Origin of the sequence: Sulfuricurvum sp. RIFCSPLOWO2_12_FULL_43_24, from assembly GCF_001829605.1 — a bacterium.
Classification (GTDB): Bacteria; Campylobacterota; Campylobacteria; order Campylobacterales; family Sulfurimonadaceae; genus Sulfuricurvum.
In genome coordinates, this window is record NZ_MIBT01000108.1 from 18980 (window position 1) to 37036 (window position 18057).

14 protein-coding genes and 1 tRNA gene are annotated in these 18057 nt (G+C 43.5%); 8 read left to right on the forward strand and 7 right to left on the reverse strand.

What is annotated here, in order from left to right:
* The first annotated feature begins 128 nt into the window (after positions 1 to 128).
* Positions 129 to 3695, forward strand: coding sequence for a pyruvate:ferredoxin (flavodoxin) oxidoreductase (gene nifJ, locus A3G19_RS10130; RefSeq protein WP_294872557.1), 3567 nt, complete (start codon positions 129 to 131; stop codon positions 3693 to 3695).
* A complete protein-coding gene (locus A3G19_RS10135; RefSeq protein WP_294872560.1) occupies positions 3695 to 4690 on the forward strand; it encodes a dihydroorotate dehydrogenase-like protein in 996 nt (331 codons plus the stop codon). The genes nifJ and A3G19_RS10135 overlap by 1 nt, the downstream gene beginning before the upstream one ends.
* On the opposite strand, the gene A3G19_RS10140 is transcribed toward A3G19_RS10135, so the two are convergent.
* The 7 genes from A3G19_RS10140 to A3G19_RS10170 all read right to left on the reverse strand — a co-directional run bounded on the left by A3G19_RS10140 (position 4687) and on the right by A3G19_RS10170 (position 11510).
* Complete coding sequence (locus tag A3G19_RS10140) at positions 4687 to 5793, reverse strand: acetate kinase (protein WP_294872562.1); 1107 nt, start codon at positions 5791 to 5793, stop codon at positions 4687 to 4689. The genes A3G19_RS10135 and A3G19_RS10140 overlap by 4 nt on opposite strands.
* Positions 5790 to 7877 carry a phosphate acetyltransferase gene (gene pta / locus A3G19_RS10145; protein WP_294872565.1) on the reverse strand — a complete coding sequence of 696 codons (2088 nt, stop codon included), beginning with the start codon at positions 7875 to 7877 and terminating at the stop codon, positions 5790 to 5792. Before pta ends, A3G19_RS10140 begins: the two co-directional genes overlap by 4 nt.
* Before the next feature lie 74 nt (positions 7878 to 7951).
* Positions 7952 to 8362 carry a rhodanese-like domain-containing protein gene (locus A3G19_RS10150; protein WP_294872568.1) on the reverse strand — a complete coding sequence of 137 codons (411 nt, stop codon included), beginning with the start codon at positions 8360 to 8362 and terminating at the stop codon, positions 7952 to 7954.
* Positions 8363 to 8437: 75 nt separating this feature from the next.
* Positions 8438 to 8512: transfer RNA gene (locus tag A3G19_RS10155), tRNA-Glu, on the reverse strand.
* Between the two features lie 105 nt (positions 8513 to 8617).
* A complete protein-coding gene (locus A3G19_RS10160; protein WP_015653526.1) occupies positions 8618 to 9169 on the reverse strand; it encodes a response regulator in 552 nt (183 codons plus the stop codon).
* Positions 9170 to 9307: 138 nt separating this feature from the next.
* Positions 9308 to 9514 carry a hypothetical protein gene (locus tag A3G19_RS10165; protein WP_294872571.1) on the reverse strand — a complete coding sequence of 69 codons (207 nt, stop codon included), beginning with the start codon at positions 9512 to 9514 and terminating at the stop codon, positions 9308 to 9310.
* A 775-nt stretch (positions 9515 to 10289) separates the two neighbouring features.
* On the reverse strand, positions 10290 to 11510 hold the full coding sequence (locus A3G19_RS10170; RefSeq protein WP_294872574.1) for an AAA family ATPase: 1221 nt from the start codon (positions 11508 to 11510) through the stop codon (positions 10290 to 10292).
* Between the two features lie 365 nt (positions 11511 to 11875).
* On the opposite strand from A3G19_RS10170, the gene A3G19_RS10175 reads away from it, so the two are divergent.
* From A3G19_RS10175 to A3G19_RS10200, 6 genes are all read left to right on the forward strand, one after another.
* A complete protein-coding gene (locus tag A3G19_RS10175; protein WP_294872577.1) occupies positions 11876 to 12442 on the forward strand; it encodes a TolC family protein in 567 nt (188 codons plus the stop codon).
* On the forward strand, positions 12357 to 13178 hold the full coding sequence (locus A3G19_RS10180) for a TolC family protein (protein ID WP_294872580.1): 822 nt from the start codon (positions 12357 to 12359) through the stop codon (positions 13176 to 13178). The genes A3G19_RS10175 and A3G19_RS10180 overlap by 86 nt, the downstream gene beginning before the upstream one ends.
* The gene (locus A3G19_RS10185; RefSeq protein ID WP_294872582.1) at positions 13163 to 15265 is read left to right on the forward strand and encodes a type I secretion system permease/ATPase; all 2103 of its coding nucleotides are present in this window, start codon (positions 13163 to 13165) and stop codon (positions 15263 to 15265) included. The genes A3G19_RS10180 and A3G19_RS10185 overlap by 16 nt, the downstream gene beginning before the upstream one ends.
* Positions 15266 to 15267: 2 nt before the next feature.
* A complete protein-coding gene (locus A3G19_RS10190; RefSeq protein ID WP_294872584.1) occupies positions 15268 to 16581 on the forward strand; it encodes an HlyD family type I secretion periplasmic adaptor subunit in 1314 nt (437 codons plus the stop codon).
* A 4-nt stretch (positions 16582 to 16585) separates the two neighbouring features.
* A complete protein-coding gene (locus tag A3G19_RS10195; protein ID WP_294872587.1) occupies positions 16586 to 17146 on the forward strand; it encodes a 2OG-Fe(II) oxygenase in 561 nt (186 codons plus the stop codon).
* Between the two features lie 137 nt (positions 17147 to 17283).
* Complete coding sequence (locus tag A3G19_RS10200; RefSeq protein ID WP_294872589.1) at positions 17284 to 18057, forward strand: hypothetical protein; 774 nt, start codon at positions 17284 to 17286, stop codon at positions 18055 to 18057.

Here is an 18057-nt window from a genome sequence, read left to right on the forward strand (position 1 = left end):
TATATTTTATGAAAAGTATTCAACAGATAGAGTGATAAATCCCAACTTTATCGTCATTAACATACAGATTCAATGTAACCTTTTTAGTATACAATCTATATAGGATATTTAACTTAGGGAGTGTGTCTATGTTTGAATCTACTACCATAACCGTCGATGGAAATGAAGCCGTTGCTATGGTCGCCCATAAAATCAATGAAGTAATTGCTATCTATCCCATAACACCATCCTCCCCGATGGGAGAGTTTAGTGACCTCTACAGTGCAAAAAAAGAGAAAAATATTTTTGGCACCATCCCAACAGTGTACGAGATGCAAAGCGAAGGTGGAGCAAGCGGCGCGGTTCACGGCGCATTGCAAAGTGGTGCGCTGACGACGACGTTCACCGCTTCACAGGGATTATTGCTCATGATCCCCAATATGTACAAGATCGCAGGAGAGCTAACCTCAACAGTATTTCATGTCGCTTCTCGCTCTCTTGCAGCACAGGGGCTCTCGATTTTTGGTGATCACCAAGATGTTATGGGGGTTCGACAGAGCGGTTTTGCTCTGTTCGCATCTAATTCGGTCCAAGAAGCGCATGATTTTGCCCTTATTTCTCAAGCGGCATCGCTGCGCTCACGTATACCGTTTATCCATTTTTTTGACGGATTTCGTACCTCGCATGAGGTGAGCCGAATTCAGAAATTGAGCAACGACGTTTTAAAAGCGATGATCGATCAGGATTTAGTTGCTGCACACCGACGCCGTGCCCTCAGCCCCGATCACCCCGTTTTGCGAGGTACTGCACAAAATCCCGATGTCTATTTTCAAGGGCGTGAGAGTGTCAACCGATATTATCAAGCCTTGCCCAAAATAGTGCAAAGCGAGATGGATCGCTTTGCCGCACTTACGGGGCGAGCCTATAATTTATTCGATTATGTCGGGTCAGTGGATGCAGAGAGGATCATTCTCCTAATGGGTTCGGGTGCCGAAGCGGTGGAAGAGAGTGTAAATTATCTTGTAACACAAGGACAAAAGGTCGGAATGATCAAAGTGCGTTTAGCCTTGCCCTTTGCATCTGAAGCATTTATCGCAGCCTTTCCTCCGAGTGTCCATTCCATAGCGGTGCTGGATCGTACCAAAGAGCCGGGAAGTTTGGGCGAACCTCTTTATCATGATGTTCTAACAGCCTTGTTTGAAAACCAAGAATCGCTTCCGTTTAAGATACCTCGCATTATCGGAGGGCGATACGGTCTTTCGTCCAAAGAGTTCACCCCAGCTATGATCTTTTCGATTTACAAGGAACTCTCAAAATCATCCCCGAAAAATCACTTTACGATAGGGATCGACGATGATGTCACGTTCACCTCTTTGGAGTATGACCATAATTTTATCCTCGAGAATTCCGATCAGTTTCAGGCGGTATTTTATGGACTTGGATCGGATGGGACAGTCGGAGCGAACAAAAATACGATCAAAATAATCGGCACCGAGACAGACCATTATGCACAAGGGTATTTTGTTTACGATTCGAAAAAATCGGGTTCAATGACGACGTCCCATTTACGATTCGGTACGCAACCGATCCGATCAACCTATTTGATCCAAAAAGCTGATTTTGTCGGGGTCCATCAGGCAGTATTTCTCGAAAAACTGGATCTTCTGGATATTGCCAAAGAGGGTGCGGTCTTTTTGCTCAACACCCCGTATCCGAAAGAGGAGGTGTGGAATCGTCTGCCGCGTGTAACGCAAGAGAGGATCATCGAAAAAAAACTCAAATTCTATGCCATCGATGCGTACAAGGTGGCTCAATCTTCCAATATGGGACGGCGGATCAACACCGTGATGCAAACCTGTTTTTTTGCCATCAGCGGGATTCTTTCCAAAGAAGAATCAATAGCAAAAATCAAAGGATCGATCCAAAAAACCTACGGCACCAAAGGGGATGTGATTGTACAGATGAACTACGCCGCCGTCGATGCAACACTGGAAAATCTCTATGAAATCAATGTTCCATTATCTGTCAACTCTCAGCGTGAATTGCAACACACGCTAAAAGGAGAGATGAGCCCCTTTATCGAAGAGGTGATCGGTAAAATTTCTGCGTTTAAAGGAGATGAGATACGGGTATCGCAAATGCCTGATGATGGTACGTGGCCGACAGGAACGACGCAGTATGAGAAACGAAATATCGCCCAGGAGGTTCCACTGTGGGATCCTGAAACCTGTATCCAGTGTAACAAATGTGTTTTCGCCTGTCCCCATTCAGTCATACGTTCCAATGTTTTTGACATCTCCTACTTGCACGAAGCACCTGAAGGATTTGTGGCAAAAGCGGCAAAGGGAAAAAGTTTTGGTGAGAATGAGATGTTTAATATCTCTGTCGCTGTCGAAGACTGCACCGGATGCGCACTTTGTGTCGAAGTATGTCCGGCAAAAAACAAATCCGAAACCAATCTGAAAGCGATCAATATGACGCCGCAACTTCCGTTGCGCGAAGCGGCGATTATGCAGTGGGATTTCTTCCTCTCATTGCCGAAGATGGATCGAGAGAAACTCGACCATAGCAATCTAAAAGAGTCTCAGTTTTTGGAACCGCTGTTTGAATTCAGCGGAGCATGTCCGGGATGTGGCGAAACACCGTACGTGAAACTTGTTTCTCAGCTTTTCGGTGATCGGATGGTAATCGCCAACGCGACGGGATGCAGTTCGATCTATGGCGGTAATCTTCCGACCACTCCATGGCGAAAAAATGATGAGGGACGAGGTCCGGCATGGTCTAATTCACTTTTTGAAGACAACGCCGAATTTGGTCTGGGCTTTCGTTTGGCCATTGATGCCCATACTGAGCGTGCCAAAGGGCTGTTGGAAAGTTTGAAACCGCATCTGGATAGTTCGTTGGCAGATGCAATTCTTTATGCCGATCAGCATACGGAAATGCAAATCAATGCCCAACGCAAACGGGTGGAAGCGTTGAAGCTTGCGTTGGAGGTGTTGGGCATTGAAGAAGCCAAAACACTGATCGAACTCTCGGACTATCTTGTCAAAAAATCGGTTTGGATCATAGGAGGAGACGGCTGGGCATACGATATCGGCTATGGAGGACTCGATCATGTCCTGGCCAGCGGAAAAAATGTCAATATTCTTGTTCTTGATACGCAAGTCTACTCCAACACAGGAGGGCAGCAGTCCAAAGCAACCTTTACAGGAGCGGTTGCGAAATTTGCCGCAGGGGGGAAAGCGGGATTGCCAAAAGATTTGGCCGCAATGGCGATTGCTTATGAAAATGTCTACGTCGCCAAAGTTGCAATGGGGGCAAACGATACGGCAACAGTCAAAGCGTTTATTGAAGCTGAACAGTATGATGGGCCATCAATCATCATCGCCTACTCGCATTGCGTAGCGCACGGGTATGACCTGCGTTATGGATTTGATCAGCAAAAACGCTCAGTGGAGAGTGGATTGTGGCCGATATTCCGATTTAATCCTGATAAAATCAAAGAGAGAGTAAATCCGATGACCCTCGATTACAAGGGGCCAAAAATCGATGTCAAAGATTTCATGTACCGTGAAACACGCTTTAAAATGGCCGAAAAAATGAACAAAGAATCTGCCGAATCATTTTTAATTACCGCAGCACATACGGCGCAATCACTTTACGCGCGCTATCAAAATCTACATGAATATTATGAACCAGCACAGGAGGAAGAATAATGGAACTCTCTACCACATTTTTGGGTTTTACCCTCAAAAATCCCCTGATCGCCAGCGCCTCGCCGCTTACTGCCTCTTTAGAGAGTATCCAAAAACTCGAAGATAACGGTATTGCCGCAGTGATCATGCATTCTCTTTTTGAAGAGGAAATTAATCATGAGATACATCAAATTGACCATTTTTTGCATATTCATAGTGATTCGAATGCTGAAGCGATCAGTTATCTTCCCAGTGAGGTCGATTTTGACAATCTTCAAGCCGACCATTATCTCAATGAAATTCAGCGGGTTAAACAGTCAGTCTCGATTCCTGTCATCGCAAGTCTTAACGGGGTATCGGCGGGAGGATGGGTTAAATACGCAAAGAAGATCGAACAAGCCGGTGCGGATGGATTGGAACTCAATATTACTTATATCCCTACCGAAATCGATTTGGAGGGGAGTGTGGTTGAAAAAATGTACGTAGATACCGTTGCCATGCTCGCACAGGAGATATCGATTCCGATCAATGTGAAAATGAACGCCTACTTCTCCAATCCGGCCAATATGGCCAAACGCTTTGTGGAAGCAGGAGCGAGCGGATTGAGTATCTTTGATAATCCCACCGTAGTCGATGTCGATTTGGAACTTCTTACCACGTTGCAGCGAGCCAATATCACCAGTTCCTATAACCTCAGTGAGACGCTACGATGGTGTGCTATTCTTTACAATAAATTCCCCTGCTCACTGTGTGCCAATACAGGAATCCACAGCGCAGAGGATGTGCTTAAGGCCCTTATGAGCGGAGCCGATGCAACGGCATTGGCTTCGGTATTGCTACTCAAAGGGGAGGGGGAAATTAGAAATATATTAACTAATATGATAGAGTGGATGGAAAAACATGAATATATTTCGATAGCGCAAATGAAAGGCTCTATCTCTTTACTTCACACCGATAATCCTTCAGCGTATGAGCGTAACTCTTATATGTATGCCCTTCAGCATTATCGGCACTAAGATAAAAGTAGCTTTTGGACGTAAAGAGCGATTTGAAGCTCTTCATCGGTCGGAATGACGAGAAGGGCTATGTTCGTGTTTAAATCGTGAATCTGTGTCTCGCATGCACGGTTTTTCTCTTTATCAAGACTGATTCCCAGATGTTCTAGCCCTTCACACACCATTTCATGGATGAGCGGTGAATGTTCACCGATGCCGCCTGTAAATACGACTGCATCGACCCCCCGCAAGATGGCCATATACTCACCGAGCTGCTTCTTGAGTCGATAGACGAACATATCGATCGCCAATGCAGCGTTTTGATTTCCACGATTTTTTGCATCAATAACACTGCGTATATCATTTGTTCCTGCGATAGCGAGGAGGCCGCTTTTTTTGTTCAAAATAGTATCGATTTCATCGATACTCATTTTTGTTTCGCGCATGAGATATCCGATGATTGATGGGTCGATGCTCCCGCAACGCGATCCCATCATCAGCCCCTCCAGCGGTGTCATTCCCATCGATGTATCGATACTGCGACCATTTTCGATTGCACAGGCACTGACACCGTTACCGATATGAAAGGTGATGAGATTTAGTTCTTCGAGCGGTTTTTGCAGTATCAGGGCAGCTTGTGTACTCACATAATGGTGTGAGGTACCGTGAAAACCGTAACGGCGTACATGATACGATTCATACCAATCATGGGGGAGGGGATAGCGATAGCTATACGGTGGCATGCTCTGATGAAAGGCAGTATCGAAGATTGCAAAATTAGGAACATTCGGTGCAATAGCACGTGCGGCTTGAATCCCCTCGATATTGGCGGGATTATGCAGCGGTGCGAGCGGAATAAGAGAACGAATTTCATGGATGAGATCATCATCGATCCGTGCAGGTTCATGAAAACGCTCACCACCGTGAACAACGCGGTGACCGATTGCATCGATTTGGGTGATATCGATATCGTGAGTTTCGAGGTGACCTCGCATCACTTCAAATCCCTCATGGTGATTACGAATCTCTTCAATCAATCCATGGTTAATCATACGAAGCGTTTTTGTTTCATACACACTGTATTTAATGGACGAACTGCCGGCATTGATAACGAGGATACTCATACGACATTACTTTGTGCTTGGATGGCAGTGATAAGAATCGTATTAACGATATCGGCAATCTCACAGCCTCGGCTGAGATCGTTAACCGGTTTTTTCAGCCCTTGCAGTATCGGACCGATCGCGATTGCACCAGCGGAGCGCTGAACTGCTTTGTAGGTATTGTTGCCGGTGTTGAGATCAGGAAAGATAAAAATCGTTGCTTGTCCGGCTACCGCAGAACCCGGTAGTTTGATACGAGCGACATCAGGATCGATGGCGGCGTCGTATTGGATCGGCCCTTCGATGAGCATCTTTGGATGACGTTCTTTGACAATTTTGGTCGCTTCGCGTACTTTTTCAACATCATCTCCATGCCCCGAATTACCGGTTGAATAGGAGAGCATCGCGATGCGCGGTTCAATCCCGAATGATTTTGCACTGTATGCAGAAGCAATAGCGATCTGGGCGAGTTGTTCGGCATCAGGGGTCTGATTGACAGCGCAGTCGGCATAGACAAGTACTTTCGTATCCAGACACATGAAAAATAGACTTGAAACGAGTGAGATAGAAGGGGTTGTTTTGATAATCTGCAATGCGGGAAGTATGGTGTCTTGTGTCGTATGGATCGAACCTGAAACCATACCGTCTGCATCCCCTTTATGCACCATCATTGTTGCAAAATAGGTGCCATGACTCATCGAATCGATTGCGGTATTCATGCTCATCCCTTTGTGACGCCGCATTTCATAAAACTCTTCCGCATAGGGTTGCATAAGGGGCGAAGCAGCCGGATCGATGATTATTGCTTTGGAAATATCAAGCCCTAATGTATTTGCCTGATGGAGAATAATCTGCGGTTTGCCCAATAAAATAAGATCAACAACATCGCGTCGTAGCAGGATTTCAGCCGCACGTAAAATCCGTTCATCGCTGCTTTCAGGTAGAACAATACGTTTACGTGCCGTATACGCACGCTGATAGAGACTGTATTCAAACATTGCAGGGGTAACGATATCGCTGTGTGCGGTGCGGAGACGTTCACTTAAACGTTCCACATCGACAGCATTTATAAATGCCCCCATGGCCAGCGCAATTTTGCGTGTTTGTTCCGGATGCAGGGCAGGGGAAATAGCATCGACACTCAGCGCACTTTGATAGGTATCACTTTCGACGCTTAATATCGGAAGTGTCTTAAACTCAATTCCGTCGATCAGTTTTAAAATGCTCTGAGGCGGGATCAGCCCACCTGTGAGTAAGATAGCGGCAATTGAGTGAAATTCTTTGGATTGGTTGGCCTGTAATACACCCAAAATAATATCGAGTCGATCTCCCGGAACGATGATCAGATCATTCTCTTCAATACGGCTTAATAAATGTTCTATATTCATTGCCGCGATTATCGGTCGTTTGATACTCCGTTCCAGCTCTTTTGGCTCACCGACGAGCTGATGAGCGTTTAATACTTGTTTCACTTCCGCGACACTTAAGCGGTCTAGTTCATCGATCTCTCTCATGAAAAAAGTAGGGATACTCTGCTCATCATACTTTTCTCGAAATAAATGGTTGTTTTTTTCATCTAAACGGTTCACAAAAATGGCCATATGCTCTACTTGCTGATGTTTGAGAGATACGCGTTCCAAACTAATTTCATGAGAGAGATGTTCAAAAGATTTGCTTTTACCGTTGATGACACTGATATAGGGGGCTTGAAGGTTTTTAGCGATAACGTGATTGAAATTATACGAGAGCATTTTTGTAAAAGAGGTTTGATCCAGCCCTTGGATAAGGATAAAGTCATAGTGTCCTTCCAGTGTATGATATTGCTCTATCAAACGTTCTATGATATAGCCCTCTTTTCCCTCAGAGAGAAGTGTTTCAACTTCATCCAGCCCAAAGCCGTAACAGCTTTCAGCCTTTTGATCCAGATTAAAGTGAGTAAGGATAAAATGGATATCATTGTCGAGAATCGACGTATCGGCAATAACCGGTCTGAAAAAAGCGATTTTATTGACACGGCTTTTAAGCATTTCCATGATACCCATTGAGACGATGAGCGATCCGGCATTAGGTTCTAACGAAGCGATATAGAGATTTTTAACACTCACAAAAGCACACTCCTAAATGAAAATGTTTAACTTTGGGCTATCGTATGATCTGAGTTTTGTTTGATCTATTGGTTTTAATATATTACAGTAAATCCTTCATTTTTCCATTGCGATATTCCGCCTTTCATATTCAGCGGTGTGAATCCATTTGCAACAAGGATACGGGAAGCGGCAACACTACGGTTACCGCTGTGACAATAGACAATAATTTTTTTCTTTTTAACACTTTCAAGTTGAGAAAGATTTTCGGATAAAACCTGAACCGGGATCAGTGTTGCGCTTTCAATGTACTCGTTCGAGAACTCTTCTTGGGTACGGACATCTAGCAGAAAAACGTTTTTGTCATTTTCCAAAAGAGTATGCGCTTGCTGTGGAGTGATAGATTCAAAATCAGCGAATATCCAACCTTTTGCATAAGCAAAATAAAGAGCAATAGCGGCGAAAGCTATCCAATAAAGCAGATTTATGATTTGTTTTTTTTTCATTAGGAACCTTGAATTTTTACTATTTTAGCGTTTAAAAGGATAATGATCGTGATAGTTTGTGAAGAAAATAAAAAGTGGTGACCCCAACGAGATTCGAACTCGTATGGCCAGAATGAAAATCTGGAATCCTAACCATTAGATGATGGGGCCGTATTAATAAGAACAGGTAAACCTGAGCCGAAATTATAGAGTTTAATTGCTGAAAAAAAGCTAAATCAGCATATTTGTTTCCCACAAAAGTGGGAAGAGGGGAGATTAGTCGTTATAGAATGAGCGAAGTGCACGGATAATAACGGCATTTTTAGAGATACTCTCTGCTTTAGCGTTATCGTCAACCAACTCATAAACATCCAATGGCAATGAGATAGAGAAAGTTTTAGTTTCGATTTTTTTACGTTTAGATACAAGGCTTGTAATGTTTTGAAGCATTTCAAGGATTTTTTTCGTATCAATCGGTTTTTGGATAAAGCTGTTAACACCAACTTCGATTGATTCAGAGATTTTTTGAATATCGTTGCTCGCAGAGATAACGATGATGATTTGTGACGGGTTGATAGAACGGATACGGCGAGCAAGCTCGATACCATCGATTTCCGGCATGATGATATCAACAAAAACGATATCCGGATTAACTTTCTCATACATACGTAGTGCTTCAGCACCGTTATAAGCTGATGTTACGTCAGCAAAAAAGTTTTTGAACGTTGAACTCAAAAGATCATTCGCAACAACTTCGTCTTCGACGACCATTGCGGTCAGTTTTTTGGTTTGTTCAGTAAGTTGAATCAAATCTACATTGGATGACATGAGGACTCCTTTTGGTTGTTAGAAAATATCACTGTGGATAATTGTTGTAATTATAGATCATATTTTTTAGCATTACCTTAAAAAAACAATTTTGGTCTGAATAATTACAAAAACGGTTTTTGTGATCATGATTAGATATTAATGTTTTTTGAATTGTTCTAACCATTCTATATTGGATTCATTCGTTTTTTCTTGCTGTCTTAGAATAGAATCGATGATGCTGAGTAGGGTTTGTCGATCCAAAAATTGAAGTAAAGCAGGATCAATATGGGTGGGTTTGAGCCCATCATAGCGGTTTAGCAGGTTTTCAATATCGATAATGAGTTGTTCTTTAGTTGATTCCATGATGGAAGTGTAGTAAAAATGAGCTGAATTACCAAAGATGCTTTACACGGGAAACCGTATCATTGTTTTCAATATAATATATATTTAGTAAGTAGAGGAAACACTTTATTCTTAATATAATATTTTGATTTATAAAATTAATAATATATTTATTTATTAAATATATCTTTGTTTTTAATTCTAATATAATTTTATTATTGTAAAAAGGAAAGGAGAGGGGATAGAATACCAAAGTCATGATAAGGATGTACCCTTTCTTGATGAGTTAAATGGTTTAATCTGAACAAGGGATAATGCTTGTTTTGTACTAGTGATACTAAATCTCATGAGCTGTTTGCTAACTTTTCGTGTATTCTGTTTCATATTCAACATCAGGGTAAGCCTCCTTTTCCTGTGTATTTGGTTTGAATCGGCGGGCCAGCCAATCAAACTAACTATGTATCTCCATACAAAAACTCGTCTAAACGGCTTGCCAAAGTCTGTTTAGACACCACATTTGTTTCAATCTTCTTTTTTACGTCTTTTTTTCAGAGCACTTTTTTATCTATTGTTTAAGCTAACATCATAATTTTATTAGAAATAGCTTCATAATTTTTTAAATTACGATTTATTTGAGAAAATTTGTCATAACTTTTCAATTAAATATTGCTAGAAATTTGTTAATAAAATAGCTAGAAATACTTTTATTCTTAAGCGATAGAGAGGTCGTGTGTAATGTATTTGATACACATATTTATACTTTTGATGAAATTTTAGAATTGATTTTCTTTTCATTTTAATACAAAAATCCAAAGAGCCAAAGGGGGATTTTATTTTTATAGCCTATCTCGATATCATCGGAAGCGACATAGCTGTTTGAGATATCTTTGATTTGCTCAAAGCCTTTATTCTTTCCACCTATTTCAAACGTGTACTTATCGTCTACTAAAAAATCCCCTTTTTTAGAGCTATAGATCGATTCATCGATAAATCGGTTTTTAGCAGCAAGGGCATTTTTGATCTGGTTGACGAAAAATGCCTCTCTCATACTTCCAATATCGACAGACGAGGAGAGAGCAAAGGAAAGATTGGTATTTTGCATTAACAGCTTCTCGGGCTTGGATAGTACGTTATACCCTTTTTCTTTACTTCGCAGCGTATTGATGATTTTAGCCTGTTCCAGATGATTTAGATACTCGTATACTTTAGGTCTTGAAATTTGAGTTGCAGATGAGAGATCGGTGATATTAGGGATAAATGGGACATTGATTGCCAAAAGGTAAAGAAGCTTTTTGAGCTTTCCGATTTGTGCCATTTCAATTCGGTTAATATAGGGTAAATCGGTTTCAAGGATGAGATTGATCACTTGTACGAGACGTTGATGGAAATTATCTTTGTCTTCCAATACAAACGGATAGGCACCGCATTCTAGATATTCTTTAAAATATTTGAGTGGTTTGATCTGCGCTGATATATTTGTTGCAATCGCACCATGGTTCTCTAAAAGATCTTCGAGGCTGATAGGCTGGTATTCCATAGCACCACTAAGGCTCAAATATTCTCTAAAAGATAGATTTTCAAGAGTATAAATAAGGCTTCTTCGAGAAAGGTCCCCTTTTTGTTTATTGATCTGGAGGATCGAAGAACCTGAAAAGACGACTCGAAGAGCAGAAGCATCATAAATTGTTTTGACATGGCTTGACCAATCGTCATATTTATGCACTTCGTCGATAAATAATATCTCTCCCCCATAGCTTTCAAATTCCATGGCAAAATCATATAGAGATACCGATTGGAAATAGGGGTTGTCGAGCGAAATGTACAGCGCTTTATCACTCCCTTCATAGTTTTCTTTGATGTACTGGAGCATCATTGTGGTTTTTCCAAGTCCTCTTTGCCCCAAGATACCGATCGATTTAGATGTCCAATTGATTTGATCATAAAGGTAACGCTTTTTATCCAGTGAAATTGTGCGGAGCCGTTTTGCTTGTTCTTGGAAAAGTGTTTGTAAACTCATATAGGCAACCTATCTGTAAATATGTAAAGTAAGATTAACATTATTGCGATTAATTGTCAAGCCCTTGTTCAAAATTACTCTTTATTCGATTCAATGTATTAATCAATGTCGAATTCTATACCGTAATATCCTTTATGGTGTATGAAAACGATAGCGATGGAATTTCTACCGAATTATCATTAAAATTATAAATTTCATACAATAGCAAACAAAAATAATAACGTTATATAACATATTAAACATCAGTATGTGTTACTTTTAGTAAAACATTAAAATAATTATTTACTGTTTATTTAAAATATCACTTTTCTAAGAAACACTTAGTTATTATAAATTTCTTAAATAATTTAGATAATGAAGTGCCTATGAAACTACCCGCTATTTTTCTCCTAACTGCCTTGAATCTTTTATCTGCCCGTGAAATCACGTTTTCCGAGTTAAAAGAGAGTGCATTGCACTCTTCCCACCGTCTTAATCTCCGCTCCATCGACACAAAAATCGAAGAAGCCCGTTTAGAGAGTATCTATTCGACCCTCTATCCTCAGCTCTCTTTGGGTTACAGCGGTGAATATAACCATAACCTCGATCCCAAATCCTCCGGGAGTATTTCGGTGGGTGATACGACGATTAACTCTACCATCCCCTATGAGCACTCGGTAGCACTTCGACTAAATTACGAACTCTATCATTTCGGCTCTACGCTCAAACAGATCGAAGTAGGAGAAAAAGAGATTGCGCTAAAAAAACTCGATCAGTGTAATGAAGAGATCAAACTCTACCGAGAACTTCTCGAACATTATGTTCGTGCCCAGAGGGCCCAAAGTGAAAAAGCTTTCAAATCACACTATGCTCACACTCACTCAAGAACTCTACAGTCTCAAACAGCGTCTCTACAGTGCCGGCAAAGAATCCCGCGTTTCGGTCGGGGATGAAGCAATCCGTATCATCGATCTTGAACGTGACATCGAGCGCTCCTCCATGGAGTTTGACGAAAACATCATAGCCCTCTCTCAAAAATCCCATATCGATCTCAGTACGACCGATACCAGATTACTCCCTTTGGAAGCAAATGGGGACAATAACACATTATCCTTTTTCCATACCCCGCAAGCACGCAGTTATGAAGAAAAAATCCTCCAGAAACAATCCGAAATCTCGATGTTGAATCGCTCGCAGTTCCCGGTCGTATCGCTTTACTCATCGTACTATCTCTACGGATCGGATCAGGATAACTTTTCACACGGATTTGATGATATCCGTCCCAATAGCTGGAATGCCGGGGTAAGTTTGCGATGGAGTCTGTTCGAGGGGTTTAAATATAACAGTGAATCCGAACGTCTCCGTCTGGAACTTTCTCGCATCCGTGAAGAAGCTGAACTCTCACAGAGGGAATTCGATCACGAAACCCGCACCAAACATGAGAAGCTCAATCGTCTCATACAGCTCACCAAAAATGAAACCGAAGCACTCAATGAAACCCGCTCCAAACTCACCATGATCCAAAGACTCAGAGCGCAGGGTGAAGCGGACGCCGTGAGTGAGGTGAGCGTGAAACTAGAGGGACTGGAGAGAGAATTGACACTGAAATCTGAGATGATACAACATGCTTATGAGAGTGAATCGTTGAAATTACAGCATAGCGGAATTGAATCATGCACAGTGCACTAACCGCCCTCGAAGTCGCGGGTAAACTCAACCGCATCGCCATCGATACCCGCGTCATTATCAAAGAGTATGCTCTAAGTGAAAGCGAACCCTCCATCGAAGAGCTCACCCGTATTGCATCCGCCCAAGGATTCCGCGCAAGCATCAAAAAACTCTCCATCGAAAAACTGATCGAGAGCTATCCGATGCCGATCATTGTTCAAAAGATCGATGGCTCTTACATGAGCATCATCCAAGCCAATAGTGAGAAACAAGAACTACTGGTCTTTGACATCACCCGTAAAGAGCCTTATATTATGAGCTATGAAGATTGTAACGCTCAAAGCTCCGGTAAAAGCATCGTCCTTAAGCACCGTATTCTCAGCGCCGATGCCCGTTTCGGATTCGGCTGGTTCTTTCGACAGATCATGAAGTACAAAAAGGTGATGGCAGAGGTATTGATCGCCTCCTTCGTTCTTCAGCTATTCGGTCTCGTCGCGCCGCTCTTTACGCAGGTGATCCTCGATAAGGTTCTCGTACACCGCTCGATGAGTACCCTTGATGTCCTTGCGGTTGCTTTTATCGCCGTGGCGGTGTTCGAACTGATCCTCAATCTGATCCGCAGTTACATCTTCGCCCATACTACTTCCAAGATCGATGCCAAACTGGGGGCGAAGCTCTTTCACCATCTCCTCGCATTGCCGTTCGTCTATTTCGAGAAGCGTAAAGTGGGGAACATCATCGCCCGTGTCCGTGAGCTTGACCAAATCCGTGAGTTCATCGCTAACAAATCGGTTACCCTCATCCTCGATGTCCTTTTTTCAGTGGTCTTTGTCGCGGTGATGCTCCTCTACAGTGTAAAACTCACCCTTGTTGTACTGGGATTCGTCACGGTCATCGCCATCCTCTATCTTATCATCACTCCTGAACTGCGCCGCAGACTCGAAGAGAAGTTTCAGATGGGGGCGCAAAGCAACGCTTACCTCGTCGAAGCGGTGACGGGGGTACAGACGGTCAAGTCCCTCGCATTAGAGGGTTCGATGCAGCGCAAATGGGAAGATTATCTCGCCCGTTACGTCAATGCAGGATTTCAGCTCAGCAACCTCTCGAACATCCTAGGCGGGGTGAGCGGAGCACTTCAAAAGCTCCTCACTATCTCGATGCTCTACATGGGGGTGACGTTGGTACTAGAGGGGAAACTGAGTGTCGGTCAGCTTATCGCCTTTCAGATGTTCGCAGGGCAGTTTACGGGACCGGTATTACGACTGGTGAATCTATGGAACGAGTTTCAACAAACACTCCTCTCGGTGGATCGTCTAGGCGATATCCTTAACACCCCGACAGAGCAAACCAATGACAAGGCAATCACCCTCCCTAAAATCGATGGAAGCGTGAACTTCGATAACATCGTCTTCTCCTACGCTCCCGATTCTCCCGCTGTACTAAACGGTATCAGTGCCGAAATACCTATCGGGAGCAGTGTAGGACTGGTAGGACGCAGCGGCAGCGGTAAGAGTACGATCACCAAACTGATCCAACGTCTCTATATTCCTAACAGCGGAACGATCTACATCGACGGAGTAGACGTCCGCCATATGAACCCCAAATGGCTCCGTAACAACATCGGAGTGGTACTCCAAGAGAACTACCTCTTTAGCGGTACGATCAAAGAGAACATCTCTCTGAGTCGTCCCGATGCCCCGATGGAGCATATTATCGCCGCATCTCGTATGGCGGGAGCCGATGAGTTTATCGCTGAACTCTCAGAGGGGTATGATACCCAGGTAGGGGAGAGAGGTGCCGCACTCTCAGGCGGTCAGCGTCAGCGTATCGCTATCGCCCGCGCCCTGATCACCAATCCTCGCATCCTCATATTTGACGAAGCAACTTCGGCACTCGATTATGAATCGGAGCGGATTATCCAAGACAATCTCCAAAGCATTAAAACAGGACGCACGATGTTCATCGTCGCCCATCGCCTCAGTACCGTCAAAGATTGTGACATCATCATCGTGATGGACAAAGGGCACATCGTCGAGCGCGGAAGCCACGAAGAGCTAATGCGATTGCAGGGTTATTACTACAAACTTACCACACAGCAAGGGTTATAACGATGGGCTTATTTCATACCAAAGACAAACACGAATTTACCCCGCTCCTCGTCGAGATCGAAGAGCGTCCCACGTCACCGCTCGGAAGAAGCCTGCTGTATGCCATCCTCGCCTTTATGGTGATAGGACTCCTTTGGCTCTTCCTCGCCAAAATCGACGTGGTAGTGAGCGCACGGGGCAAAGTCGTCCCTGATGGTGAGATAAAAACCCTTCAGCCTGTTGAGACGGGGGTAATCAGCGCTATTCATATCAAAGAGGGGCAAAGTGTTAAAAAGGGGGAGGTGCTGATGGAGATCGACCCCTCGCTCACCCAAAGCGATCTGGAGTCCAAACAAAAGAACCTAACACTCCTCGATTTAGAGATTGAACGCCTCGATGCCCAGATCAACGATAGAGCCTTTCATCCTAGCAGTAAATGTCAAGATACTGCCGCCATCGCCACCCAGCAGATGATGTATACTTCCGGTAAACTCGCTTACGATCAACAACGTCAAGTTCTCCAAGAACAGATTCGCCAAAACGATGAAGCGACCGAAGCGGCAAAAGCGGATAAAAGCAGACTCAAACAACTCTTAGCCTCCGCAAAAGATCACGAAGCCCGTCTCAAAGAAGTCCTCGACATCATCGCCAAACGTGACTACGTCGAAGCACAGAACCAACGGATAGAGTACCAAGAACAGCTCACCATGAAAGAGCATGTCATTGCCCAATCGCAGGGCAAACTAAACGAACTAAACCAACAGCTCCGCCTCATCACCCAAGAGTACCGCAACAAACTCTTAGCCGAACTCACCCAAAAGTCCAAAGAGGCAACATCCCTGCGCACCGAAGTCGAAACAACCCAGTTTCGTAACGCCAAACAGCAGATCATCGCTCCTGTGGATGGTTATATCGGAAAACTCTTAGTCCACACCGTAGGAGGAGTCGTCACCCCTGCAGAGAAACTTCTCACCCTAATCCCCAAAGGTGTCCCCCTCATCATAAAAGCGACTGTACAAAACCAAGACATCGGATTCGTGACCAAGAAGATGGAAGCAGCAGTGAAGATCGATACGTTCGATTTCCAAAAATACGGACTCATCCACGGAGAGGTCAAACACATCGCCGATGACGCTATCGAAGATGAGAAACTCGGACCCGTCTATGAGATCGCCATAGCACCATCAAATCTGACCCTCAAAGGGGAGGGGAAAACCCTCTCCATCCATCCGGGGATGAGTGTCACCGCAGAGCTCAAAGTCGGTAAACGCCGAGTGATCGAGTTCTTTATCTATCCGATGATCAAATATTTGGATGAAGGGTTGAGTGTAAGGTAATACCATGCAAAACTATATCAGTATGTACGACGACGTTTTAAGTAAAAGCTACTGCCAAGATTTGATCGAGCGATTCGAAGCCAATCCACAGTGTCACCATAATGTGCGTAATACGCATGATGAGTGGCAGATGCGTTTCACTCAGATCAACCTCTATCAACACGAAATCTTTGGTGATGACGTCACATTCCTCAGCCATCTATTTCGTGAAGCGATCGAACGTTACAAAGAAGACAATGAAATCGTATCACACCAATGGCCGAGGGAGTACACGTTCGAGCAGATACGGATGAAACGTTATCAGCCCGGAGGGGATGATCGCTTCGATACCCACGTGGACGTCACCGATCATGATTCGGCGAGACGGTTTCTAGTTGTGTTTTTCTATCTGAATGATGATTTTATAGGCGGTGAGACCGACTTTCCGCAGATGGGAATTATGGCGAAACCCAAACCGGGGAGGCTGATCATGTTTCCGCCGATGTGGGGATGGCTGCATCAAGCTAAACCTATAGTGAGGGGGAGTCCGAAATACATTGTCGGAACGTTATTGCATTACAAATAAAAATCAAAAAGGGGGAAGAAAAATGAAAATGGAAGAGTCGAACTTTAGAGAGGTAAGGAGTAAAACATGAGGAATATGGATTTCTTTTTTGAACTAAGACACGATGAAAAATCAAACTCAACACAAAGGAAAGTAGCATGAAAAAGATTTTTCTATTATCCATCCTCACCATTACAACTCTTATCGCCCAAAACGAAGCCGCCTATACGATCACGGGTACAAAAGACCCCCGCTTGGACGCTACCTACGCCGCTACCTACGTGAGTCAAAACCTCACCGATGATGCCTGTTCCTATTACGAAGGGGATAAAGGGTTTCGACGTCCCAAAATCGCGAGTCGCAGGATGTCGGTTCCCGATGGGAATTACACACTTACACTTCCCATTACACTGACCGAAGAGGAGAATAAATGCAGCTATCGATTTACAGGATTAGAACTCTACATGCGACGCCAATACGACAATGAGCTTTCCTCCATTCACACTATCCTCAGTGATAAAAAGAAAGTCAGTCCTATTTACTGGAAAACAAAAGGTGGTGAAATGTGGAATAAATACCCTGACACCCCACCCAATTTAGAAACCGATAAAAAATACTTCCGTATCGCCAAAGAGAGTACGTTTTTGTGTAAGACATTTTGGTTTGATAAAGGACGATATGCTGAGGCACATAGTCAGTTCCACTGCACCATGCAAATCGATAATGACGTCAACCGAACGCTTTATCAAAAAGATCCGGTTATCTACTCGTTTAGCCATCCCGAATTCGGTGTGGATGTAATCGAGAACGAGACGATGCACATCGATATCTTGGTCGATGAAAAGAATTGCAAAATGATGGAAAATAGACGCATAGTTCCTGACAACTTCAGGGAACTCGAAAAACCAAATCTTTTACAAAAACTCTTCTAA